Consider the following 24,802-nt stretch of genomic DNA (forward strand, 5'->3'; position numbering starts at 1 on the left):
CGGTGCGCATCCTGGTCTGCCCACACGACATGCAACTGGGCGGCAGCTCGATCAACGCGGTGGACCTGGCCCGCGCGGTCCGCGACCTCGGTCACGAGGTGTGGGTGATGGGCCGTCAGGGCCCGTTGCGGCAACGGGTCGCGGCCGCCGGTCTGCCGCTGCTCGCGCTGCCCGAGCGGGCGCATGTGCGGCCCTCGCCCGCGGTCTCCCGGGCGATCGCCGCGGCGGTGCGCCGGCATCGCATCGACGTGGTGCACACGTACGAATACTGGCCGCTGGTCGAGGCGTTCCTGGGCGCGTTCGTACCGCGTGGCACGCCGGTGCTCGGCACGATCATGTCGATGGGCAGTCTGCCGCCGTACTTCCCGCGGACCGGCGTGCCGCTCACCGTCGGCTACGGCGATCTGTACCAGGAGACCGGCGAGTTGCGCGGCCTGGAGGGCGCGCGCGTGCATCTGCTCGAACCGCCCGTGGACACCACGATCGACCACCCGGTGGGGCTCGGCGTCAACGGCAGCGCGCCCGAGGTGGATGTGGCCGGATTCGCCGCGGAACACGGGCTGGTCAAGCCCGCGCCGACGGTGGTGCTGGTGTCCCGGCTGGCCCGGCACCTCAAGCAGGAGCATCTGGAACGCACGATGGACGCGGTGGCCCGGCTGGCCCCCGAGTTGCCCGGACTGCGTCTGGTGCTGGTCGGTGGCGGCTCGATCGAGTCGGAACTCCAGGCCCGGGCCGCCCAGTCGAACGCCGTGCTGGGCCGGCAGGCGATCGTGCTGACCGGCGAGCTGGCCGATCCGCGACCGGCCTACGCGCTGGCCGATGTGGTGGTGGGGATGGGCAGTTCGGCACTGCGCGGGATGGCCTTCGGCAAGCCGACCGTCGTGGTCGGCGAGCAGGGCTTCAGCAAACCGGTCACGGCGGAGACGATCGGCGAGTTCGACGGGCTCGGGTTCTACGGCCTGGGCGCCGGCCGGGTGCCCGTGGCGAATGACCCGCTGGCCGACCAACTCGCGGCACTGCTGCGGAACTCCGCCGAGCGGGAGCGGATCGGGGCCTGGTCGCTCGACCTGGTACACGAGCGGTTCGCGCTGGACGGCCAGGCGCAGCGGTTGGTCGAGTGGTACGAACAGGCCTGCGCGGACCGGTCGGTGGCGCGCGGTCGGGTCGGCGAGGCGGTTCGGGTCGGTGGGCGACTGGTCGGCTTCAAGGCCGGACAGCGCGGCCAGGCACTGCGCCGGCAGGTGCGGGATCGGCGCGGAGGCGCTCGCGGATGACCTCGTCGGACGGCCTGACCATGCTGCACGTCGGGGCGTTCTCCGGATCGGTGCCGGCGCTGCGCCGGGCGCTCGCGGAGCGGACCGCGGTCGACGCGTACGACCTGATGCCGCTGGCCCGCGCGCCCGGATTGCTCGGCGCGCGGGTCCGGGCGGTGTGCGAGGCGCGCGGGGGCGGGCCCGGGACGCCGTGGACCAAGACCGGCGCGTGGGCGGCGGCGCTGGATCGGCGGGTGCGCGCGCGGGGGCTGCTCGGGCCGGATCGGCCGGTGCTGATCGTGCAGACGTTGCCCGCGTTGGTACCGCCGGCGGGGGTGCGCTACGGCGTGTACACCGACCGGGTGGGCCTGGAGGGCGCCGCGGTCGGCGGCGTGCATCGATCCCGGTACACGGCGGGGTGGTTGGCCCGGGAACGGCGGTTGTTGCAGGGCGCGCACCGGGTGTTCGTGATGGGGCCGAGCACGGCGGACGTGCTGGTGGGGGAGTACGGCCTGGCGGCGGACCGGGTGCGGGTGGTGGGGGCGGGGACGAACGCGCCGCCGGCGGGGGTGGTGGATCCGGGGTCGCGCCCGGCGGATCCGCCTCGGTTGTTGTTCGTCGGTACACAATGGGAGTTGAAGGGCGGTCCGGTCCTGCTCGACGCCTTCGCCCGACTGTACGCACGTGATCCGCGGCGGCGGCTGACCCTGGTCGGGAGTGGCCCGGCGGGGGCGTTGCCGCCCGGGGTGCGGGCGCTGGGCCGGGTGCCGCATACCGCGATGGGCGCCGCGTATGCCGACGCGGACGTGGTGGTCGTCCCGACGCACATGGAGGCGTTCGGGATCGCCCTGGTCGAGGGCCTGACCCGGGGTCTGCCGTGTGTGGCCTCCACGGTCGGCAATCAGCCGTGGCTCGTCGGTGACGCGGGGGTCGCCGTGCCGCCGGGGGATGTCGATGCGCTGGTGGCGGCGCTGGAGCGGGTCACGGCGGACTACCCGCGGTTCCGGGAGCGGGCGTTGGCGCGGGGGGCGGAGCTGCGCGCGACGATGACCTGGCCGCGGGTGGCGGACCGGATTCTCACGGACCTGAAGTTCGGCCCGGCCGGCGGTTGAGGCCAATCGGCCGGCGGCCGGTTCAGCTTCGGCGGCCCCGGAGCGCGGCTCGCTCGTAGATCTCGGCGAAGCCGTCCAGCATGTGCCGGCGGGTGAAGCGGGCCAGCACCCGCTCCCGGCTCGTTGCCCCCATCCGCGCGCGCAGCGCCCGATCGGTGAGCAACTCGCGGCAGGCCGCCACCAGGCCGCCCCGGTCGCCGGCCCGCAGCAGGCGGCCCGTCACGCCGTCGGCCACGACGTCGGTGACCCCGCCCACCGCCGTGCCGACGACCGGCACGCCGGCCATCATCGCCTCGGCGACCGCGAGGCCGAAGCCCTCGTAGTGGGACGTGGACAGGAACAGGTCGGCCGCGTCGAAGGCATCGCTCAGCCGAGGCAACGGCGCAATCACCCGCACCTGCCTGCCGACGCCCAACTCGTCGATCAGCGCCTGGATTTCCGGCTCCTGGCGGCCGATGATCAGGAACACCACCGGCGGACCCGCGTCGCCGAGTTCGCGCACCACGTCCGCGCCGACCCGGACCATCAGCGGGATGTTCTTCTGCGCGGCCCGCCCCACCCCGACCACCACGAGTGTCTCGGGCGCGATGCCCAACTCGGCGCGCAGCGCGGCGCCCGCCGCCGGATCGGGCTCGTGTGCCGGAACGCCCAGCGGTACCAGGGGTATTCGAGACGGTCGCCACCCCACGATGGCCGCCGTGGCATCGCGGACCTGGGTCGAGTGCGCGAACGGGCGGAAACCGGCGGCCTTGACCATGCCGACCTCGATGCCGTTGGTCAACCGCGAGTGCAGGCCGTCCTTGAGCGGCTCGTGGACCTCCAGCACCCGAGGCAGCCGAGGCGAGCCGAGCGCGGCGGGCAGGGAGAGTCGGGCGGTGCCGCTGTGCGCGTGCAGTACGTGCGGGCGCAACGCGCGTACCCGCGCGGCGATCCGGACCCCGAGCCGAATCTCGTCCGGCGGCCGGGTGGGCCCTTCGTGGTCGAGCGAATGCACCGTCACATTCGGTCCCAGCTCGCCGAGTTCGTCCTCCTCCCAGGCCGGCCTGGCGATGATCGCGTGGCAGTCGAAGCGGGCCGGGTCGAGCCCGGCCAGCACCTGTCGGCTCACCTGCGGGATCCCGCCCCCGACGCTCAACCGCCACACCACGTGGACGAGCCTGATCCGATCCCGCACGTCCGTCACGATTCCCTCCACACCGGCCGCAACCGGCGATCCCGGACCCGGCGCGCCGCGGATTTGGCGCCGAGCAGCGCACCACCCGCACCCCGGGCCACCAACCAGGTCGTGTCGTATCGATCCGTCGCCCCGAACCGATGCTTGAACTCCTCGGCGCCGCGCAGGAAATCGAAGGTGGCGACGTCTTGGCCGGCGAGTGCGGTGAGCGTCTCGTGGAACAACACCGTGCCCAGGCTCGCCCTGGCGTACGCCGGGTCCCAGCCCAACTGGTAGTAGGCGAAGGTGTCCTGCCACAGGAACCCGTACAGGACCCCCACCGCGACGCCCGCCGGATCCCGGGCGACCAGCGCACACGGCCCGCGTCCCGGCGCCGCGCGGGCGGCCAGCGCCGCGTGCAGCGGTCGCCGGGAGGCGTCGAACGCGCTTGCCCCGCCGAGCGTTTCCCGGCGCAGCCGATGCAGCCGCAGCAGGTCGTCGAATACCTGGGGCGTCAGGTCGTCGGGCGCCACCCACGTGAAGGTGACCCCGTCGTGCGCCAGCCTGCGCGCCTTGCGCCGGACCCCCTGCCGATGCCGGGTGGAGCCGAGTGCGGCCGGATCGGCGGGCAGCACCGGGCACGGGGTGCGCTCGACCTCACGCGCGCCCGGCGGCAGATAGGGATCCCCGGTCCCGGCGTCCAGATGCGGGAACACCATCGTCCGCCGCCGAGCCAGCGACGCGAGCCACGCCCGGACGTCCTGGTGCCGATGCGGCGCGACGGCGAAGCCGCAATGGTCGGCGGCACCGGGCCCGGTGCCGAGCACCGTCCAACTCGCCACGCCGCCGGGCAATCGCGGATGCAGCCGCTCACGGGTGCGCAGCAGCGGCACGACCGCCTCGGCGGCGCCGCCCTCGCCGCGCCACACGGCGACCACCGCCTGCCCGGCCTGTTCCCGACCCAACGACTCGGTCCAGCCCAATACCCAGTCGGGCGTGGTGAAGTACGACGTCCCGGGCGTCGCCGCGACCAGCGCGCGCCAGGACGGCACGAGCGCCGCGAACTCCCCGGGCGAGCGCAACAACGTAGGCAGAGCAAGCACGGCGATCCCCCCGGACCCTCCATCGACCAACTCGAACAACCCGCCGTCGGTAATCCCTATCGCCCACCGCGCAACGCGTGGATCGCCGGATGCAGACCCGACAGGATCGTGGCGAATCGGGCCGGTCGGGTGTTCGAGCCGACGCGCAGGCGTGAGATCCGCAGCGGGTGGTCCGGCAACCGAGGGCCGAGGCGGTGGTCGAACAGGAATGCCGAACGGTAGCCCAACTCGGCCAGGAGTCGCTCCGCACGCACGTCCCAGTTGCCGTTCGGATACGCGAAGGAACGTGGCTCCCGCCCGAGTAGCAGGGCCAACCGCTCGTGTGCGTCCACCACTTCGTGCCGGACGTCGACGTCGTCGCAGCGATCGAGCAGGGGATGGGTGAGCGAGTGGTTCTCCACCCGCACGCCGCCCGACTCGAGCAACCGCAGCTCCGGACCGGTCAGTTGCGCGCCGGCCACCGGCTCGTGGCCGTCCCGCAACGCGGCGAGCAGGGCGAGCCGCCGTTCCTGTGGCACCGTCTTGAGATACGCCACCCATGCGCTCGGCGACCGCTCCGGCTCGCCGGGGACCCGCGCCCCGGCCGCGACCAACCGGTCCGCCTCGTGCCACCAGAACGGCGTGCGCGAATCGATCGCCGAGGCCACCACGTAGGCCACGCCCGGGATCCCGCGCTCCCGCAGCAGCGGCAGCCCGTGCTCCAGGATGCTGCGCTCGCCGTCGTCGAAGGTGAGTAACACGGCCCGATCGGGCAACGGCCGCCGCTCGGCCAGCGCCGCCTCCACCTCGTCCAGCGACACCGGCCGGGCGATCCGCCGCAACCGGTCCAACTGCCCGGCGAACACCGCCGGATCGGAGATCCCGTGATACCCGAGCACGGCGAGCCGCAGCCGCGCCCGGCGGGCGAACCACACCTGCGCCGGCGACCGACGCAACAACACGTCGCCCCCGGACCGCACCGTCCCCACCACCATCGAACCGCCCACCCGCGCCTCCCCAGCCCTGCGGTTCCCGCTGCCGGAACGGTAACAGCGGGGTCACCTCCCGTCAGCCGGACATGGGCTTTCGCCGCGCACCGAAGGTCCATCGCGGTGGGGATTCGGTGGACTGAGGGCGGCGGTGGGTCGGTGCGGTACGGCGGGCGGTGGGCGGCGCGCGTGGCCTCACGGGCCGGCCGGGCTGGGGTTGTGCTTGGCCGGGTGCGTGTGGCGGTCGGCCCGGGTCGGCGGTGCGCCGGCCTGCGGCCCGCCTGTCCTCAAGCGCCGGACGGGCTATTTGGCCTCAACCGCCGGCCGGGCTGGATGTGTGCCCGGTCGGCGTTTGGCGCTGCGGAGCCGAGCAGACGGAGAGCGGATGCGACCCTGAGCGTCCTGCCGAGCCACACCTCCAGCCCGGCCGGCGCTTGAGGCCAAGCGGGCCGCAGGCCGGTCCCGCCGACCCGGGCCGACCGCCACACACCCGGCCAAGCACAACCGTGGAAGCCGGCGGCCCACCCCGCGTTCGCCCGGCCGTGTCGTACCGGCCACATCGTGGCAAGGGCGTGGACCTCGGATATCCGGGCACATCACGCACTACTCGTGGACGGATTGCGAAACACCCTTCACGCGTTACCCATCCGGCCTAATCTGGTCGGCGGGCGACTCGTGTCCCGGCCGTGTGGGGGCGGGGGACGCCGGTCGGGCACAAACGTTCCGATGCTGCTCACATCGGATCCGCGAGGTGGGGGCCGGGCGATGGTCAATCGTGCATCGACCCTGCGCGCCGAGGAGATCGACGACGATCTCGCCCGTGCGTGGGAGGACTTGGTGGTGGGACGGGGCGTCCAGGCAGACGTCTTCGACACCCACGCGTGGGCGTCCACCTGGTTGGCCACCCGCCCCCAGCGGGCCGAACACGTGCGCGTACCGGGTGTGTTTGCCGGCGATCGGCCACTGGCCCTGCTGCCCCTCGAACTCGACTCGACCGGCCGCGCGCACGAACTCGGCCGCGGCCAACGCGAGCGCACCCGGGTCGTGATCGGCACCCCCGAACCCCGACCCGCCGTACTGCGCGCCCTGGCCGCGGAGTTGCGCCGGTTGGGCATCCGGGAGTTGACGCTGCAGCGGATGCCCAGCCGCGACCCCGCCACCCACACGCTGCTCACCGCGCTGCGCGAGGCGGGCTACGCGGTGGACGTGCGCGAGCGGATGACCGACATGATCGAGTCCACCCCCGACGGCTGGTCCGGATACCGGTCCCGGCACCGGGGATTCGACACCGCGATCGCCCGGACCACGCGGCGTACCGGGCAGTTGTGGAAGCTTCGGATCGCCGCCTTCGGCGCCCCGGGTGCCCGGCCGCTCGCCGCCGGCCTGGCCGACCACGAGGAACTGTTCGAGCTGAGCTGGAAGGGCCGACTCGGTGCCTCGCCCGAGCGCCGCCGGCTGCTCGCCCGCGCACTCGACGCACGCGGCCAGGCCCGGTTGTATGTGCTCTACGCCGAGGACCGGGCGATCGGCTCGTGTCTCGGCTTCCGGATCGGCCCGGTCATGCACTGGCACACGATCGCCTACGACCCGGCCGCCGCGTTGTTGTCGCCGGGCAACGTGGTGCACTGGCGCGCCCAGGAACTCGCCTTCGCCGAAGGCGGGTTGGCGCTGATCGATCTGCTCCCCGGGGCCAGCCCGCTCAAGGACCGGATCAGCAGCGAACGACCCGCGCTGCTCGACGTGTGCGCGGCCCGGGTGCCGCGCCGGATGTTGCCACTGCTGCGCGGCGCCCGCCAGGTGCAGCGCGCCGTCCCGATCGCCACCCGGGCGCGAATCGCCCGACTGCGCAAGGGAGTCGAGGCCCCGGCCGGCGCCGCCGGACCGGCCCGCCGACTCGAAGCCCACCCGGCCGGCCGCGTACCGACCGTGCCCGGCCCCGAACTGACCCTCGATCAGCCCACCCTGCGCCTGCTCACCGTGGCCTGCGGGCGCAAGGGCCCCCGGGAGATGCGCGCCGACTGGGGGCCGGACGACCGCTGGTACCGGATCGGCGCCGGCCCGTCGGCTCTGGCCCGGGTCGACACCGGCGCACCCGTACCCACCCTGCGCGAGGTCGTCCGCTACGACCCGGCATACACCCTGGAGGCGATCGCGCTGATGCTGGCCGACCTGCTCGCGTCGCCCGTGCGCTACCTGGACGAGGTGCCCGTGCGCGACCCGCGCCTGCGCTGGCCGCGCGCGTGGGGCGGGCCCGACCGGGCTTCCGTACCCGCCCCCGCCGGCGCGCTCGGCCCCGCCGAGGGGATCTGATGCGGGCCCGGCCGATGCACCCGCTGGAGATCGACACCACCTTCGCCGCGTCCTGGGACCGACTCGTGGCCGCCCGCGGCCTGCACGCCGACCCGTTCGACACGCACGCGTGGTTCGCCTCCACCCTGCACGGCCACCACGACCCGCTGGACGACATCCGGGTGGTGTCCGTCCTCGACGACGCCGACCAACCCCGCGCGCTGCTCCCGCTGGAGCGGATCGGCGCCGACCGCTGGGGCATCTTCTCCGCGCACCGCAGGCCCCGCAGCCACGTGGTGGTCCACCCCGACGAGCCGCACGGCGCCGACTCGATCGCCGACGCGCTCGCCCGCACCGGCATCCGGGAACTGCGCCTGCACCGGATGCCCAGCCGAGACCCCGAGACACACCGCCTGATCGCCGGGCTGCGCGCGTGCGGCTACACCGTCGTCGCCCGGGAGAAGGCCTGCGACATGCTGGCCGGGGTGGAGGGCGGCTGGGCCGGCCACAAGGCCCGCTTCCGCAGCTTCGACCGCTACGCGCAGCGCTTCGCCGGCCGGGTGCGCGCGCACTGGGACCTGACCATCGATCAGATAGGCGGGGCCGGACCCGACACCGCGTCCGGCCCCGGCCCCCGCGCCGCGCCCGAGCTCGACTTCGAGGCCGGCTTCGCGATCTACACCGACCTCTTCGCGCGCAGTTGGAAGGGCCCGCTGCAATCCGCCGCCGCCGACGCCCGCCGCGACCTGATCGCCCGCGCCGCCCGGCACGACTGGGCCCGGTTGTACATCCTGCGCGTGGACGGCGTCCCCGCCGCGATGCACCTGTGGTTCCGCCTCGGCGACGTGGCCACCTGGCACTCCACCGCCTACGACGAACGATTCGCCGCCCTGGGCATCGGCACCGTGGTGCAATGGCAGGCCCAGGAACGGGTGTTGGCCGAACCCTGGCCGGCCGGCAGCACACCGCGACTGGTCGACCTGATGCCCACCCGCACCCCGCAGAAGTTGCGCCTGGCCCCCGAACGCCCCGCCCTGTGGGACATCGAGGCGGTCCGCGAACGCCGCGTGTTCGCCCGCACCCTGCCCGCGCGCGGCTTCCTGCGCGCCACCCGGATGTCGGTCGAGCAACACCTGCGGGTACGCCGCACCAAGACCGCCCCCGCCGAGGTGCCCCTGGTCGCCGAGACGACAATCCCGCCCGCGATCAACCCGCTCGGCGAAAGCGGCCACAAGCTCGACCCCGTACACGAGGCCGGCGCCGCCGACAACCGCCCGATCGCGCTGGCCTGCGGCTACCGCGGCACCGACGTGGTGGACGCCGGTCGGGCCCGGGGCGAGACCTGGTGGCTGGTCGGCGAGCAGCCGCACACCCTGGTCCACCTCGGCGCGGACCGCACCGTGCAGACCATCGCCGCGCTGGGTACCGACCGCACCGGGCCGCGCACCCGCCCCGCCCGCGACGCCGCACGCAGTGTGGCCACCGCGCTCGGCGAGACGTTGCGGTTGTTCTCGCCCGACCCGGCCGGCACCCCCGGCACCCCCCTCCGGCAGGAATCCGAACCGGTCCCGTGGCCGGCCATCCGTACCGCTCCGACCCGTCTCACCTCGAAGGGCACCACCCGATGACCGCCATCAGCGGCGACCGCGTGCGCGCCACGCTCAAACGCGGCCTGGCCGCCACCGCCCTCGCCCGCGACCCCGCACCCGGCGCGACCCTGCTCATCTACCACCGGGTCGGCGGCGCGACACGCGACGAACTCGACCTGCCCGCAGACGCGTTCCGCACCCAGCTCGACCTGCTCCCGCGCGCGCACGTGGTCTCCCTCGACACTGCCGTGGACCGCCTCACGGCCGGCGACCCGACGCCCTCGATCGTGCTCACCTTCGACGACGGCTTCGCCGACGTGTACGCCAACGCCTGGCCCGAACTGCGGTCCCGCGCCCTGCCGTTCACCCTCTACCTGGCCACCGGCTGCATCGGCGAACAGATGCGCTGGGAGGGCTCGACCGGCACCAGTGGCGGATCCGCCGCGCTGACCTGGGACCAGGTCGCCGAACTCGCCGAGTCGGGACTGGCCACCATCGGCAACCACACCCGCAGCCACGCCCGCCCGGAAGCGCTCACCGCCACCGAGCTCGACGAGGCCTCGGACGACGTGGAACGCCGACTCGGGCTGCGCCCGGCACACTTCGCCTACCCGTGGGGCATCGCCGTGCCGGACATGGAACACGCCCTGCGCTGCCGCTTCCGCAGCGCCGCCACCGGCGTACTCGGCCGCAACCTGCCCGGCTGCGACCCGATCCGGCTACGCCGCGTGCCGGTCCGCCGCACCGACCCACCCGCCTTCTTCCGGGCCAAACTCGGCGGCGGACTGGCCCAGGAACGTGCCTACGCGGCCGTGGTCAACCTGGGCAAGAGGGCCGGTGCGCATGCGTGAGCCACGCGGGCCGGGCGGCCGACCGCTGCGGATCGCCCACCTGACCACGATCGACATGAGCCTGGCCCTGCTCCTGCGCACCGAACTGGAGGAGGACGTCGCGGCCGGCTTCGAGACCTACGGGATCAGCGCGGCCGGCCCCTACGTCGCCGAGATCGAGGCGCTCGGGGTGCGACACGTGCCGCTGAACTCGCTGACCCGCGCCTGGAGTCCGCGCGCCGACGCCGCCGCTGCCGCCGAACTGGTGCGCACCCTGGGCCGGTTGCGGCTCGACGTGCTGCACACGCACAACCCCAAGACCGGCGTGCTCGGCCGGATCCTGGGCCGGGCCACCGGCGTGCCGGTCGTGGTCAACACGTGCCACGGCCTGTGGATCCGCCCCGGCGACCCGTTCGTCCGCCGCGCGTTCGTGCTCGGCACGGAGAGCCTGGCCGCGCGCGCCTCGCACGCGGAGCTGTACCAGAACGCCACCGACCGGGCCACGCTGCGCCGGGCGGTACCGGGTTGGCGATCGCGCGTGGTCGGCAACGGTACCGACCTGACCCGCTTTCGGCCCGATCCCGCCGCCCGTACCGCGATTCGCCGCGAACTGGGCGTGGCCGAAGACGAACTGCTCGTCGGCGGAGTCGGGCGGCAGGTCGCCGAAAAGGGCATCCTCGAGTACGTGGAAGCAGCCGAACTGCTCGCGGGCAAGGCCCGATTCGTCTGGATCGGCCCGGAGGACCCGGACAAGGCCGACGCGGTCTCCCGGGCCGCGCGCAGCGCGCAGGTCGAATTCGTGGGCGCGCGCGCCGACATGCCCGCCGTCTACAACGCACTCGACGTCTTCGTGTTGCCCTCGCACCGCGAAGGCTTCTCACGATCCGCCATGGAGGCCGCGTCCTGCGCGCTGCCCATGGTGCTCAGCGACATCCGGGGTTGTCGGGAGATCGGCACCCACGGCGAACACCTGCTGCTCGCGCCGGCCGCCGACCCCCGGTCGCTGGCCGCCGCGCTGGACCGCCTGATCACCGATCCGGACCTGCGCGCCGCACTCGGCGCCGCGGCCCGGCGGCGGGCGCTGGCCGAGTTCGACCAGCGCCGGGTGGCCGGCGTCTCGATCGACACCTACCGGGCCGTGGCCGCGCGCCGCGGCCTGGGCTGGACGTGACGACGTGAAGACGTGCACACACGACGGATTCACCACGTGACGACCTGACGACCCGACGCACGCAGCCGGCGACGGCCGGTGAGGGAGACACCGCCGTCGACCGAACCACGCCACATCGAACGCCACACCAGGGGAGGGGCATGGCATGCGACGACTGTTCGACATCACCGTGGCCGTGGTGGCGCTGGTCCTCATGGGACCGGTACTGCTCGCGATCTACGTGATGATCCGCGCGACCATGGGTGGACCCGTACTGTTCCGTCAGACACGCAGCGGCCTGCACGGCCGCGACTTCGAGATCCTCAAGTTTCGCACCATGCTCGACCCGCGTTTTCCGGACGAACCCGACGCGACCCGGATCACCCGGGCCGGCCAACTCCTGCGCACCACCAGCCTCGATGAACTCCCGCAACTGGTCAACGTGTTGCGCGGCGACATGGCGATCATCGGCCCCCGACCGACGCTGCCGAGTCAGGTCGTGCACTACACGCCGCGCCAGCGCGGCCGGTTGGCCGTGCGACCCGGACTCACCGGGTGGGCGCAGGTACAGGGGCGCAACGCGCTCAGCTGGCCGGTGCGGATCGAATACGACCTCTGGTACGTGCGCAATCGCCGGGCCCGGGTGGACCTGATCATCCTGTGGCGCACCATCGGCGTACTGCTGCGCCCGACCGGGATCACCGCCGCCGGCGGGGTCAATCCGGGCTTCCCGGTGCCCGCCGGCGTCCAGGCGGCGGAGGAGGCGGGTCGAACTCCGGCGCGTCCCGGGAGCACTCGACCGGCGCGGGGCGAGTCGTTCCCGCTGCCCAGACCGATCGTGTGGACCGCGCCGATCACCCACTCGCCGGTCGATCCGACCCGGTTGTTGCCCCCGCAACGGCCTGCGGGCGACAAGATGGCCGAAGAAGCGTCCTGAACCCGACCCGGCGCCGACCGGCGCGCGACGCGCGGATGTCCGTGCCCGATCGTGGGGATCGAGCACGGACATCGCACATTCGGGACCCCGCGTGAGCGATCGTCAGCCCGTGCAGTTCGCCTGCACCTGACCGGCCGCCAGATGCGCCCCCGCGGTGCCGCCCCAGTCCACGCCGCGCGTGACCAGTTTGACCGCGATCTTGCCGTTGATCACCGAGAAGGTGCCGGCACTGACCCAACGGCCCTTGTTCGCCGTCTGGTTGATGGTGAACTGCTCGTACCAGGCGCCGGTCCGGTCGTCCTCCCTGGTCCGCAACACGTAGTACTGCGCCGGATTCCCGCCCACGTCGCGCCCGTTCCCGGCCGGCACGTACACGCTGAGTTGGCAGCGCTTGGAAGCCGAGCCGACGTCGAACCACCACAACACCCGCGCGCTGGCGTCGTCCTTGTTCTTGTCGCCGGACATCGGCACCGCGTCGAACCGGCCGTTGCAGCCGTCCCGGTTCCAGCCGCCGCTGCCCACCGGGTACCAGCCCTTCGACCCGTCGCCGTAGCGGCCGATCTCGGCGAAGCCGCTCGCGCCGCTGTTCGCACAGCCGTAGCCCGAGGTGCCGGTGAACGTCTGCTTGGGCGCGAGCGAGTCGGGCCGCACGGGCGGTGGCGCCGGGGGCTTGGTACCGGTGCCGCCGCCCGCCGTACCGCCGGTCGTGCCGCCCGATGTCGAGGCGGTGCCGCCGCCGGCTGATCCGGTCCCCTGATTCTGCGCCCCGCCGGTCGAGCCGCCGCCGCCGAACGTGCCGGCGGAGCCGCCACCGGCCGCGCCGCCGCTCGACGAACCACCGCCCGACGAACCGGCGTTGCCGGACGGGTAGTCGGGCGGGTAGGCCGATCCGCCACCCGGCGTGCCGGTGCCGGTGCCCGGACCCGGGTCGCCGGCCGGATCGCCGGTGCCGCCCTCGCCGGTCGGACCGGTGCGGGGCGTCGCGGTGGACCCGGACGGCGGCACCTGCACCGGCTTGTCCTGCATGGGCGCGGCCTGCGCGACCGGCTTGCGGTGCCCGCCGTCGTCGCCGCCGAACTCGATCGCCGAGGCGATGGTCACCGCGGCGAGTCCGGCCGCGGCGAGCGCGGGCATCCCCAGGCCCACCGTCCACACCCGGCGGCCGGGTCGCAGCGGCCGTCGGGGAGTGCGTACCGAACGTGCGAACGCCTGCCCGAAGTCGGGTTCCTGGTGCGGGGGTTCGGCCATGTCGTGCCTTTCGGGTCGAGTCCGCCGCTCACGCCTGATCGGGAGTGGCCGGAACAAGATCGGGGAGGTCGGGCGCGCGCAGCGACACCAGGTCCGCCGGGGTCACCTCGGCGACCGCGGAGATCCGTCGGGCGTGCCGCTCGGTCATCTCCTGGAAGGCCTGCCGCGCGGAACGACCGTTGCCGAACCGCCGATCGCGCGGGACCGACTCGAAGTAGGCCAGCAGGCCCGCGCGCGCCGGCTCGTCGAGCGTGTACTCGTAGGCCGCCGCCTGGTGTTCGACGATTCGGACCAGGTCCGCCGACGCGTAGTCCTCGAACACCACCGTGCGGTTGAAGCGCGAGTCCAGGCCGGGGTTGGAGTCGATGAAGCGGTGCATCTCGTCCGGGTAGCCGGCGACGATCACCACGATGTCGTCGCGGTGGTCCTCCATCAGCTTGACCAGCGTGGCGATCGCCTCCTGCCCGAAGTCGCCGCCGCCCGCCGAGGTCAGCGAATACGCCTCGTCGATGAACAACACGCCGCCGAGCGCCTTGCGGAAGACCGCGGTGGTGCGCGGCGCGGTGTGCCCGACGTACTCGCCGACCAGCGCGCCACGATCGGCCTCCACCAGGTGACCGCGCGTCAGCATCCCGAGCGCGGCCAGGATGCGGCCGTACAGCCGGGCCACCGTGGTCTTCCCGGTGCCCGGGTTGCCCGCGAACACCAGGTGCCGGCTCAGTGGTGGCGGGGTCAACCCGGCCTCCTCGCGGCGGCGCACCAGCTGCATCAGCTGGACCAGGGTGGCCACGTCGTGCTTGACCCGGGCCAGCCCGACCAGTTCGTCCAGTTCGGCGAGCAGGGTCGCCAAGTCGGCGACCGGCTCGGTCGGTTCGCCCGAGGCCGAGGCCGAGCCCGGACCCGAGGCCGAGTCCGGCCCCGATCCCGGACCCTGGGCCGCGGTCGCGCCCGGGCCGCCCGTCGCCCCGGCCGAGCCGGGCCGGGTCGCCCCCGAGACCACGACGTCCGCCACCCCGCGCGCGACACAGTTCGTGAACACCGCCGAGGTGTCGGCGGGATCCTCGATGGTCGCGTCGCTCGGGCAGTCCCGAAACGTACACTCACGCAGCACGGGGGCCGCGTCGGCCGATACGTAGACCGCCGGATAGGTCGAGCCGCCCAGCACACAGTCGGTGAACTCGCCCCCGGCGCCGCCCTTGAGGTAGATCCCGTTCTTGCCCGCGCCGGTGAGCGTGCCGGCCCGCACCACCGGCGCCGCGTCGGTCCACACCACCATGGCCGAGCCGGTGCTGTCGGTCACGGCGCAGTCCTCGAACGTGGGCGCCGCGCCCTCGTGGACGACCACTCCGGCGGTGCCCGCGTGGGCGACCCGGACCCGGCGCAGCGTCGGCCGCGCTCCCGGACCGATCTCGATGCCGGCCCGCTCGGTGGCCGCGAACGTACAGTCGCTCACCTCGGCGTCGACGCCGTCGTCCACGCGCAGCCCGATGCCGCAGCGGTGCGCGGCGGATCCGCCGAGCCGGACGGTGCCGGTGCCGCCGAGTTGGACGCCGGTCATCTCGGCCGACCGCACCAGCAGGCCGCTGCCGGTGACCTGGGCCGCGCCCGCGACACACAGCCCGTGTTCGGGGGTGGGGCCGAGCACCACGGCGGTCAGTTCGGCCTGCGCGTGCTCGTCCAGATGTACCGCGGTGAACGTGGTGTTCGCGATGGCGACCCCGTCCAGGGCGACCCGGGCGGAGCCGCGCGCGAAGACGCCGTTGGCACCGGTGGAGCGGATCAGCCCGCCGACCACGTCCAGTCGCGAGTCCTCGTCGGCGACCGCGCCGCTGAGCGTGGCCGCGACGATCTGGCAGTCCAGGACGCTCGCGCCGGCCGCGCTGATCACCGCAAGCCCGGAGGCGCCCGCGCGCTCGATCGCACTGCCGCGGATGCTCAGCTTGGCCACACAGCGCACCAGTACGCCGTCCTCGCCGCTGTCGGTGCACCGGCACGCGTCCAGGCCGACCACCGACTCGTTCTCGGCCAGCACCGCGTTCTGTGTGCAGCGTACGAACGAACACCCGCGCACCTGCACGGTCGCGGTGTCGCGCGCGCACAGCCCCACCGCGGCCTCGGTGATCAGGGTGTCCGCCACGGTCACCGTGGTCGAGCCGGCCAGGAGTACGCCGGCGCCGTCGACCGCGAGCACTCGGCAGCCGGTCATCGACAGGCGCGCCGCGCCGGAGACCGACACGCCGGCGACCCGGGCGCCGGATATTCGGCAGTCGGTCAGCCGTACCCGGGCGGCGTCGACGATCTCCAGCCGGCCACCGAGGATCCGGCAGTCCTCGAAGGCCACCTCGGCGTCGCCGGTGATCCGTACGGCCGGCCCGTCGGCGTCGGCGGCGATCAGGACCACCCCCTCGACGCCGATCCCGGCGCCCGCCGACACGGTCAGCGCGGCGTCCTGAGCACCCGTCAACCGCACGCTGCCGGGGCCCTGTTCGGCGACCAGGACGACGGCGCGGTCCAGGACCACATGTTCGCGATACTCGCCCGGGGCGAGCAGGACACGTCCGCCGTCCGGCGCGGCCCGGACCAGGTCGGCGATCGATCGGCGCGCGCCGGCGCCCTTGCCGCTGCGGTGGCCGCGGTTGCCGAACACGCTCACGGCTGTCGTCCGTTCTCCGGCTTGGGGTGGTAGAGGTACTTGTTGTTCAGCGCCAACAGGTTCTGGAAGAGCTTGTTGAGTTGGGCGTCGATCAGCTTCTCGCCGAGCTTGATGGTGATGTCCAGGAGCCCGGCCTTGCGCCAGAACCGGCCCGCGCCGTAGGCGTCGTAGGCGAACTTGAACGCCCCGGGGCCGAACGCGCCGGTGGCCAACGAGCCGAGCGCCGCCACCCCGCCGAACTTCAGCGCGTCCAGGCCGTAGTGCTTGACACCGTTCTTGTCACCGAAGACTGCCGCGTTGATCGACCCGTTGACGAACGCGACGAACGGGTTGACCGCGAGTCCCAGGCCGAACTTGTACATCCCCGAGCGCCAGCGCAGCGCGGTGTCGAAGTTGGACCAGTCGGTCTTCCAGTTGTCGCCGAAGTAGGGGTTGGTGTTGAACGGCTTGCCGAAGTCGTTCGCGGTGAGCCCGTCCTTGAACTGCTTCGGCGAGAACGAGCCGGGCTTGAACTTGAGTTCGTGGAAGCGCGCCATCAGCCCCGCGAAGGACGCGGACACCGCCGAGTTGAGGAAGATCTTCTCCCAGTCGGAGCCGGAGATGTTGCCGTCGTTGATCCACTCGGTGATCATCCCGGCCAGCACCGAGAGGCCGAAGTCCTGCATGAACTCCATGCCGACCTTGGTCCACACCTTCTGCTCGAACGTCCACTCCTTCGAGCCGTTGACCGCGTCGGCCGCTCCCCAGTGCCGCCGGTTGGTGTCCGCCAGGCCGCGGTTGTAGCCGCGGAACTCGTTGAGCGCGCCGAGGTCGGGTTCGCCGCGTCCGACCAGCTTGAACCGCGAGTCGACGCCCTTGGCACCGAGCTTGTCCGGGTGGAGCTTCGAGCCGAGCTTGTTGAACAGGTTCGGGTCGGCGGCGGGCGCCTTCTCGAAGATCCTGGTGGAGAAGCCCTGGTGCACCACGAGGTGCCCGTCGGCGTCGTAGATCCGCTGTTGGAGGTAGGCGAGATCCTTCTCCAGGTAGCCGACCACCGTGCCATTGTGGCTGATCGGCTCGAAGGAGCGGATCCTGGCTCCGTTGCGGAAGTCGTCCCAATGCCGGGGATCCGGCACGCCGTTCGTGACGTGATACTCGCGGATCGCGTCTCCGCGACCCTCGCGGACGGTGTGCGTCTCGGTGCCGATGGTGATGTGATCCTGCCAGGTCTTCGCGCCCGGGTTCACATGAGTGGCCTGCCCGCCGACGGCCGGATCGACCAGCCCGTCACGGGTCTTGACGGTGGTTTGGTAACTGCCGTCCGGTTGCCGCTCGATCACCGAGACCCGACCGTCGCCGAGCAGCTTGCGCTCGTGGACCAGCACATCCCGGCCGTCGATCCGGCCGAAATCCTTGAAGCCGTCGTCGAATCCCTCGCCCCACATCTGCGCGCCGGCCCGATTGGTGGTACGCACCCCGGAGTTCTCCGCGCCGGGCAGCGGATTGCCCGCGTGATCGAGCCGCTGCCAGGTGAACCGCCCGTCCGGCTTGTTCCGCATCGTGCCGTGTACGAATCCGGTGCCCAACTCGTCGCGGCGGGCCACCACTTGGCCGAACCGGTTGCGATCGATCCAGGGCCCGGTCGCGCCCCGGTCGCCCGGGAACTCGCGGACCGTGCCGTGCGCGTCGACGGTCTTGCGGACCTCGATCGTGCGCGCCGAGTCCAGGTAGTCGATCCAGCCGCGCGCGTCGTCGAACACCCGCGGACCCGTGGCCGTCCCGCCCACCTCCCGCCAGGTCCCGCCGCGCCCGGGGAGGTCGGCGGTGAACTCGATTTTGCGACCGTCGGCCAGGACCCGACTCTCGCGCAACAACTCGCCGTTGGCGTTGAAGTCCTGCCACGTGCCGTCCATGCGCTGGACGCGGATCGAGCGCTCGATGGTCTGCGTCCCGTTCGCGCCGCCCTTCTCGGAGACCGTCCAGTACCGGAAGAGCCGATCGTCGCCGAACAGGGCGGACCCGGGGAAGTCCGCTCTGCCGGGGAAGAACGCCGGATCGAACCGCTGTTGCCAGATCCGGCGGGCCTTGAGTTCGGCCTCACCGAACTTCGAAAAGGTTGCCACCTCTTCGTTGACGTAGTTGCGCTCGGCGTAGTACTTGAACTGGTCCGCGGACCGCGCGTTCGGCTCGAACGTGTACTGCCGGGTGCCGCGGGCCTTGTCCGGAGCGGAGAAGAACTTCTTGCCCAGGCCGCCGCGGATCGACGCGAATCGTTCGAAGGCGACCAGCCGGGCGTCGCCGACGGCCTGGAGCGCAGCGGTGTCGCCGACCCGGACATGGGTGACCCGGGCCTGGAAGCCGTGGTTCGGGCCGGCCCGGAAGTCCAGCCGGCCACGGGCCTGGAGCAGCCCGGTTCGATCCCACTTCTGCCAACTCCACTCCCGCATACCGGATTTCTCGGCGATCAGTGTGCCGCCGTCGAGCTGCGGGAAGAGGTCTCGAACCTTGCCGCCGAACAGGTGCCGGGCGTTGAGGTCGAAGGCGCCGTTCACCACGTCGTACGAGGTCCGGTCCCAGCGCACATATCGGTTGCCGCTCGCCACCGGTCGGCCGTGTTCGGTCTTCTCGACCCACTTCCACTTGCCCGCGTGATTTCGGCCGGCCTCGATCCAGTGACCCTCGGTGCCCGCCGGATCGCGGGCGAAGACCGGTGAGCCGTTGCCGTCGACGAGCGAACGAATGCCCCGGTACTCGCCGCCCGGCCCGGCCGGCCAGTGCTCGACGGTGCCGTTGCGAAACGGCAGGTTCGCCCAGGCGACACCGTGCCCGGGGCCGCCGTCGCCGGTCGGACGGATGTCGTGCCATTCGTCGGTCGTGTGGTCGATCCGGCGGACCGCGCCGGCGAACGGGCCGTCCAGCGGATACTCGACCAATCTGTGGTTCACGAGATCGGCGCCGTCCCACTTCTCCCACGTGCCGCGCAGCCGGTCGGTGACCCGGAACTCGGTGGTGCCGGGCAGGTGTTCGCCGACCTGGGTGACCTTGCGGCCCCGGATGCCGCCGTCGGCATCGATCCGGAAGGCGTCGTCGGCCCACACCTCGAAGTTGCGGTTGCCGGCGGTGGGCGGCCCGTCGAAGACCTGGTAGCGCCCGTCGGGCAGGGCATGGGCGTCCTTGAACACCGGCGGGGCCTGGTCGCCGGTGCGCGGCCCCCAGATCTCGAAGTCGCGGATTTCCCGGTCCACGCCGACCACCTTGAACCGGTTCGTGCCGGGCTGGTGGGTGCCGACCTTGATCGGGGCGCGGTCGGCCGCCCAGACCTGGAAGTCCTGCCGGGTGCCGTTGCGTGGCCCGGTGTAGACCTGATGGGTGCCGTCCCCGAGGGCGTACGCGTCGTGCAGCACCGGGTATCGGCCGTCGGCGCCGCGCGGCCCCCAGACCTGGAAGTTCTCGGTGCCGCCCCGGGGGCCGTCGAAGACCTGATACCGCCCACCCTCGATGGCGTAGGCGTCCTTCAGTACCGCATGCCCGCTCTCGGCATCGCGCGGTCCCCAGATCTGGAAGTTCCGGTCACCGACGTTGGTCACCATGAAGTCGGAACTGCCGTAGCGGAAGGTGCCGTTCCGGAGCACCGTGCCCTGGGCGTCGCCCCAGATCCGGAAGTCGCGATCGCCGACGTTGGTGACCAGGAAGTCGTCCGTGCGGGGCCGGAATCGGGCGTTCCCGAGCAGCGTGCCCTGAGTGTCGCCCCAGATCTCGAAGCTCTGCCGCGGGCCTTCCCGGGGTCCGTCGTAGACGTGGAAGGTGTCGCCGTGCGCGTAGGCGTCCTTGAGCACCGGGTGGATGCCGTCGGCGTCCGCTACTCCCCAGACCCGGAAGTTCGGGTCCCCGACCCGGGTGACCACGAAGTCCTGGGTCGTGGGCCGGAATCGGCCGTGGCCCAGCACCGAGTGGGCGCCGTTCTCGTCGCGCGGCCCCCAGATCCGGAAGTCGTCCGTGGCACTCGCCGGGACGTCCCGGACCTGCCACGTGCCGTCGGGGAGGCGTCGGGCCTCGCCGAGCACCGGATGGTTGCCGTTCGGGTCGCGCGGTCCCCAGATCCGGAAGTCGTCGCTGCTGCCGGGCGGGCCGTCGTGGACGTGGAAGGTGCCGTCCGGGCCGGGGTAGGCGGTCTTCAGGACGCCACCGTTGGCGTCGCTGCGGATCTCGAAGCCCCGGCCGGCGCTCCGGGGGCCGTCGAAGACCCGGTAGGTGCCGTCGGGGAGTCGGTAGGCGTCCTCGAGCACCGGGCGGGTGCCGTGGGCGTCCAGCGGTCCGCGGACCTGGAAGTGGGTCGAGTCGCCCATCGGCCCGTCGAAGACCCGGAAGGTGCCGTCGTCGAGCGCGCGCCAGTGTTCGAGCACGACGTGGTCGGCGACGAAGTCCGTGGATCCGGGCCGGTGCGTCCAGATCTGGAAGTCGCCGGTGGGACTCATCGGGCCCTCGAAGACCTTGAAGTCCCCGTTGTCCAGGAGCCGCGCGTCGGCGAGCACGGGATGGATGTCGTCGGCGCCGCGTGGTCCCCAGATCTGGAAGTGCCCGTTCGCGACGTCGATGACCTTGAAGTCGCCGCCCGGTTGCCGGACGCCGGTCTTGAGCACCTCGCCGTCGGTGCCGGCCCAGATCCGGAAGTCCCGGTCGGTGCCGCGTGGTCCGTCGAAGACCTGGTAGGTGCCGTCGGGAAGCCGATAGCCGTCGTGCAGGAGCGGACTCCTGCCGTTTTTGCCGATCGGACCGTGGATCTCGAAGCGGTCCACCAGCGGGCTGCCCGGTTCGTGGATCTCCACGATGGTCCGACCGCCGGTCTCGCCGTACGGGCGGGAGGTCCGGGGACGTATGTCGACGGCGTCGCCCCCGGGTCGCATGCCGCCACGCAGGCCCGGCAGTTCGGCCAGCGCGTCGGCGATCGCCGGGGCGGCGAGCGCGGGGTCCACGCCCCATGCCTTCAGCGCGGCGGTGGCATCGGCCAGGGCCAGCCCGGCGTTGGCCCGGGCGGCGGTGGCGACCATCAGTTCGGCGCGCACCACGCCGGTGCTGGTGTCGCCGGTCAGCAGCCGGGTCTTGAGGGTGTGCTCGCTCGCCCCGGCCCGGTCGAAGGCGACCTTGGCCTGCGCGTAGTCGTACCACGCCTCAAGCCGCGAACCGGGCAACTGCGCCGCGGACTTGCCGCCCGGGCCGGGGCCGGTGGCCAGGTCGTCGAGGACCCGGCCGACGAGGTCGCGTTGCCCGGCGCCGAAGTGGGCCAGCGCGTTCGGCGGCAGCGGCTCGCGGCCGAGCGCGGTGGGGACCGGCGAGGTGGGCGGGTGCGGCGGTGGGTCCAGGCGCAGCGGGATCTTCTCGCCGACCAGGGCGGACACCGTGTCCACCACCTTCTGCCCGCCGGCCAGGTCGGGGCGCAGGCCACCGGCGCTGTTCCCGCCGGCCAGGTCGACCGGGGTGAACCGGGCGGACACCGCCGGGAGTTGGTCCCCGGTCCGGGATCCGTTGGCCAGCAGGCCCAGCGCGTTGTCCTGATGCAGCGCGGACACCCCCGGACCGTGCGGACCGGTGGGTGGTACGGGTGGGGTGGGCGGTACGGCCTTGCCGGGGGCGGGCGCGAGCAGGTCGAACACGTCCACCTTGGGCGTACCGGCGCCTACCGGCGCGGGGGAGAGCGACGTGGTGGGCGCGGGTCGGCTGTCCAGTGGGCGCGTGGTCACCGTGTCCACGGTCTGCGTCGGCGCGTTCGGCGCGTGCACCGAGTTCGGCACGGTGACCCGGTTCGTCAGCGGGTCGGTCACCGTGCTCACGAAACGATCCGTGCCGTGGCTGGTCAACGTGGTGTCGCCGTGGGTCAGTCGGCGGATCTCCGGGAGTGGTGTCATCCGCACGTCGTCGCCCAGCCCGATCGCGCTCTTGGCGAACGACTGGGTGCTGTCCACCGCGCCGCCGATCGTGTGCGGGGACAGCGCGCCGGCATTGAGACCGTGCAGCGCGGACACCCCACCCGTGGCCTGATTCAGCACGTCGTGCAGCGAGTTCCAGTGCAACTGCGGGGCGACGCCGTGGCCGATCGTGCCGCCGATCGCCTGCAGGCCCTCGTGCCCGAGCAACGTGTTGCCGAAGCTGTATACGCCGAGCCCGCCGTGCGCGGTGTACAGCCCGCTCGCGGCCGGGACGAAGACCGCCGTGTCGAACGAACTGCCCAGTCGGGGCATGTCGTTCAGGCCCAGGTGGCCGATACCCAGGGACGGGCCGCCGCCGAACGGGGGCAGGTCCTTGCCCGCGAGGCCGGTGGGCAGCGGCGACTTGTCGAGCAGCCGGCCGCCGAACTTGCCCGCGCCGCCCGCCGCGGCCGGCGGCACGCTCAGCGCGGCCCGGACGAAGTCCTTCTGGCTGCCCAGGACTCCGCGCTCCCAGAAGCCGATCTTCAGCGCCCGGGACAGACCGAGGGCGGCGATCTCGTTCCCGGCCACCGGCAGCACGATGCCCAGCGAGCCCCAGCCCTTGAGTTCGGCGAAACCCTGCTTGCCCACCTGCCACCCGGTCTTGCCGAACCAGACGATCGCCTTGAAGGGGAGCGTGAGCAGCTTTCCGACCAGTGCGCCGCCCTTGAAGATCAGCCCGCCGGTGAGGATGGCCGCGTAGGCGAGTGCGAACTTCCAGCCGGCCAGGTTGAACGCGCGCAGCCCGGTGCCCAGCAACGACAGCAGGTCGCCGGCCCCCCGGAACAGGTTGACCACACCCTTGCCGAGGCCCACCAGCAGGCTCTTCAGGCCGCTGAGCAGCGCGGGGAGCAGCGCCTTGGTGGAGGGGAACAGGACGCCCAGGATGTTCAGGAACAACTCCAGGCCGGTGGCCTTGCCGTGCACGAAGTCGGCGATCGTCTTGCCGAGCACGACCAGGTTGGCGCCGAACGCGAGCAGTCCCAGCGGGCCGCCGAACAACACGCCGAGCACGGTCAACACGATGGTGAAGATCTTGAAGAAGTCCCAGAACTCCTCGGCCACCGTCTTGGGACTGGTCTTGAGCGCGGTCGCCGAACCCAGTGTCTTGCGCGCCTTCGCGACCGCGTCCAGATACATGGTGCGCGCGGTGGCCATGGTCGCCTTGGCCCCGGCGAGGCCCGGATCGAGCTCCGGCAGCGGGGCCGCCGCGTCCAGCGCCTCCTGGCCCTTCTGCTGGGCCGCGAGCAACTCCGTCGAGTAGGTGGACAGCGCGGCACTCGCCAGCTGCGTGGCCTGGGCCAGCTTGTCCACGAACAGCTTGAGCTGATCCTTGACATGCGTCCGCAGCTCGCCGGCGGCCTCGCCCATCAGCGGCGCGCCGGCGCCCTCCTGGACCAGTCCGGCGAGTTTCGTCGACGCGTCGGCGGCTTTCTTGGTCAGCGCGGCCAGATATAGCGAGGCGTCGGTGATCGAGGCGGGATCACCCGGCGTCTGATCGACCGAGTATCCCAGCTTTTTCAACGTCGCGGAATCGACATTGCGTGGCATGGGCCCTCCGGGCGGCGGTTCGGACGCGTCGGATGTCGCTGCTCGCGTGGCGGATATCACGACCGGTGTCGGTACGGCTCTTTATTCTCCGGCAATCTTGGCCGATGATGAGACGCGGCGCCAGTGTTCGGGCCGCAGCACTCGCGAAGAGCCGTCGAAAGGAGTTCCCTTTGCCCGATATATCCCTGGATTATACGGAGCTGCGCAAAATGGCGGGCGCGCTGACCGTGCTCGCCAATACCTTCCGGGACGATGCGTCGAAGTTTCGTACCCACGGTGCCGGAGTGCCCGGTCAATACGGTACGGTGCCGGCCGCGGACCTCGGCGACCTGGCCGCCCCGCTCGGTTCCTTCTATACCGCCTGGGCCGGCCCGATGGGCAAGGCCGTCGACGGCCTGGAGGCGCTTTCGAAGCTCCTGGGGTATGTCGCGGACGGCGCGGAGGCATGGGACGACGGCGTCGCGGCACAATATGCCGCGGTGCCGGGACGTAATCCGCTGGATAAATGGCTTGATCAGAAGAAGACGTGGGAGGAGTGGCTCAAGACCCACCCCGACGGAAAACCCAAGGAAGGCGAGACCGCGCCGGACAAACCCGCCGACCAGCCGCCGCTGCACTACACGAACACCGATAAGAACGGCGTCACCACCGATGTTGTGGTCAAGGTCGACGACAAGTACAACGTGGTCGAGCAGACGGTCACCATCACCGACCACGGCACCACCTACACCGAGCACACCACGTACGGCGAGAACGGTGCCTACCACACCGTCACCACCGGCCGGGACGGCTCGGTGACCACGGAGAACGTGCAGGTGGACGCGTCGGGCCGGGGTACCAGGACGGTCACCGACAAGGACGGGACGAGCACCTACACGATCACGAACATCAAGGACGAGAAGGCCGAGTGGGTCAAGGTCGTCAAGGAGCCGCAGGTCCGTCCGCCGATCGGCGGCGGTGGTGGCCGGCGGAGCGAGATGTAGTGCCCGCCGCGCAATTCCGATATTTCCGCCGAACCCAGCGA

At 72.3% G+C, this 24,802-nt stretch carries 14 protein-coding genes; 8 read left to right on the forward strand and 6 right to left on the reverse strand.

Annotation, left to right across the window (positions count from 1 at the left end; all coding sequences use genetic code 11):
- Positions 1-2: 2 nt before the first annotated feature.
- A complete protein-coding gene (locus tag ABIA38_RS15645) occupies positions 3-1,274 on the forward strand; it encodes a glycosyltransferase family 4 protein (RefSeq protein WP_424639227.1) in 1,272 nt (423 codons plus the stop codon).
- Positions 1,271-2,365, forward strand: coding sequence for a glycosyltransferase family 4 protein (locus ABIA38_RS15650; RefSeq protein ID WP_424639228.1), 1,095 nt, complete (start codon positions 1,271-1,273; stop codon positions 2,363-2,365). Before ABIA38_RS15645 ends, ABIA38_RS15650 begins: the two co-directional genes overlap by 4 nt.
- 22 nt (positions 2,366-2,387) lie before the next feature.
- Here the strand turns inward: ABIA38_RS15650 and ABIA38_RS15655 are convergent, their stop codons facing one another.
- From ABIA38_RS15655 to ABIA38_RS15665, 3 genes are read right to left on the reverse strand one after another with little or no spacing between them, the layout of a single operon-like run.
- Complete coding sequence (locus tag ABIA38_RS15655; RefSeq protein ID WP_424639229.1) at positions 2,388-3,548, reverse strand: glycosyltransferase family 4 protein; 1,161 nt, start codon at positions 3,546-3,548, stop codon at positions 2,388-2,390.
- Positions 3,545-4,621: a GNAT family N-acetyltransferase gene (locus tag ABIA38_RS15660; protein ID WP_424639230.1), complete on the reverse strand. Its 1,077-nt coding sequence runs from the start codon at positions 4,619-4,621 to the stop codon at positions 3,545-3,547. The genes ABIA38_RS15655 and ABIA38_RS15660 overlap by 4 nt, the downstream gene beginning before the upstream one ends.
- 56 nt (positions 4,622-4,677) lie before the next feature.
- Complete coding sequence (locus ABIA38_RS15665; RefSeq protein ID WP_424639231.1) at positions 4,678-5,607, reverse strand: polysaccharide deacetylase family protein; 930 nt, start codon at positions 5,605-5,607, stop codon at positions 4,678-4,680.
- A gap of 747 nt (positions 5,608-6,354) precedes the next feature.
- Here ABIA38_RS15665 and ABIA38_RS15670 point away from each other — a divergent pair.
- The 5 genes from ABIA38_RS15670 to ABIA38_RS15690 all read left to right on the forward strand — a co-directional run bounded on the left by ABIA38_RS15670 (position 6,355) and on the right by ABIA38_RS15690 (position 12,384).
- The gene (locus ABIA38_RS15670) at positions 6,355-7,899 is read left to right on the forward strand and encodes a GNAT family N-acetyltransferase (protein ID WP_424639232.1); all 1,545 of its coding nucleotides are present in this window, start codon (positions 6,355-6,357) and stop codon (positions 7,897-7,899) included.
- On the forward strand, positions 7,899-9,506 hold the full coding sequence (locus tag ABIA38_RS15675; protein ID WP_424639233.1) for a GNAT family N-acetyltransferase: 1,608 nt from the start codon (positions 7,899-7,901) through the stop codon (positions 9,504-9,506). The genes ABIA38_RS15670 and ABIA38_RS15675 overlap by 1 nt, the downstream gene beginning before the upstream one ends.
- Positions 9,503-10,318: a polysaccharide deacetylase family protein gene (locus tag ABIA38_RS15680; RefSeq protein ID WP_424639234.1), complete on the forward strand. Its 816-nt coding sequence runs from the start codon at positions 9,503-9,505 to the stop codon at positions 10,316-10,318. The genes ABIA38_RS15675 and ABIA38_RS15680 overlap by 4 nt, the downstream gene beginning before the upstream one ends.
- Positions 10,311-11,468, forward strand: a complete 1,158-nt coding sequence (locus tag ABIA38_RS15685; protein WP_424639235.1) for a glycosyltransferase — start codon at positions 10,311-10,313, stop codon at positions 11,466-11,468. Before ABIA38_RS15680 ends, ABIA38_RS15685 begins: the two co-directional genes overlap by 8 nt.
- A gap of 145 nt (positions 11,469-11,613) precedes the next feature.
- The gene (locus tag ABIA38_RS15690; RefSeq protein ID WP_424639236.1) at positions 11,614-12,384 is read left to right on the forward strand and encodes a sugar transferase; all 771 of its coding nucleotides are present in this window, start codon (positions 11,614-11,616) and stop codon (positions 12,382-12,384) included.
- A 102-nt stretch (positions 12,385-12,486) separates the two neighbouring features.
- Here ABIA38_RS15690 and ABIA38_RS15695 read toward each other — a convergent pair whose 3' ends face one another.
- From ABIA38_RS15695 to ABIA38_RS15705, 3 genes are read right to left on the reverse strand one after another with little or no spacing between them, the layout of a single operon-like run.
- A complete protein-coding gene (locus ABIA38_RS15695) occupies positions 12,487-13,632 on the reverse strand; it encodes a hypothetical protein (RefSeq protein WP_424639237.1) in 1,146 nt (381 codons plus the stop codon).
- A gap of 28 nt (positions 13,633-13,660) precedes the next feature.
- On the reverse strand, positions 13,661-16,285 hold the full coding sequence (locus ABIA38_RS15700) for a right-handed parallel beta-helix repeat-containing protein (protein WP_424639238.1): 2,625 nt from the start codon (positions 16,283-16,285) through the stop codon (positions 13,661-13,663).
- A complete protein-coding gene (locus ABIA38_RS15705; protein ID WP_424639239.1) occupies positions 16,282-23,778 on the reverse strand; it encodes a hypothetical protein in 7,497 nt (2,498 codons plus the stop codon). Before ABIA38_RS15705 ends, ABIA38_RS15700 begins: the two co-directional genes overlap by 4 nt.
- 32 nt (positions 23,779-23,810) lie before the next feature.
- On the opposite strand from ABIA38_RS15705, the gene ABIA38_RS15710 reads away from it, so the two are divergent.
- Complete coding sequence (locus tag ABIA38_RS15710) at positions 23,811-24,761, forward strand: hypothetical protein (protein ID WP_424639240.1); 951 nt, start codon at positions 23,811-23,813, stop codon at positions 24,759-24,761.
- The last annotated feature ends 41 nt before the right edge of the window (positions 24,762-24,802 follow it).

Source organism: Embleya sp. AB8 (assembly GCF_049739465.1).
Taxonomy (GTDB): Bacteria; Actinomycetota; Actinomycetes; order Streptomycetales; family Streptomycetaceae; genus Embleya.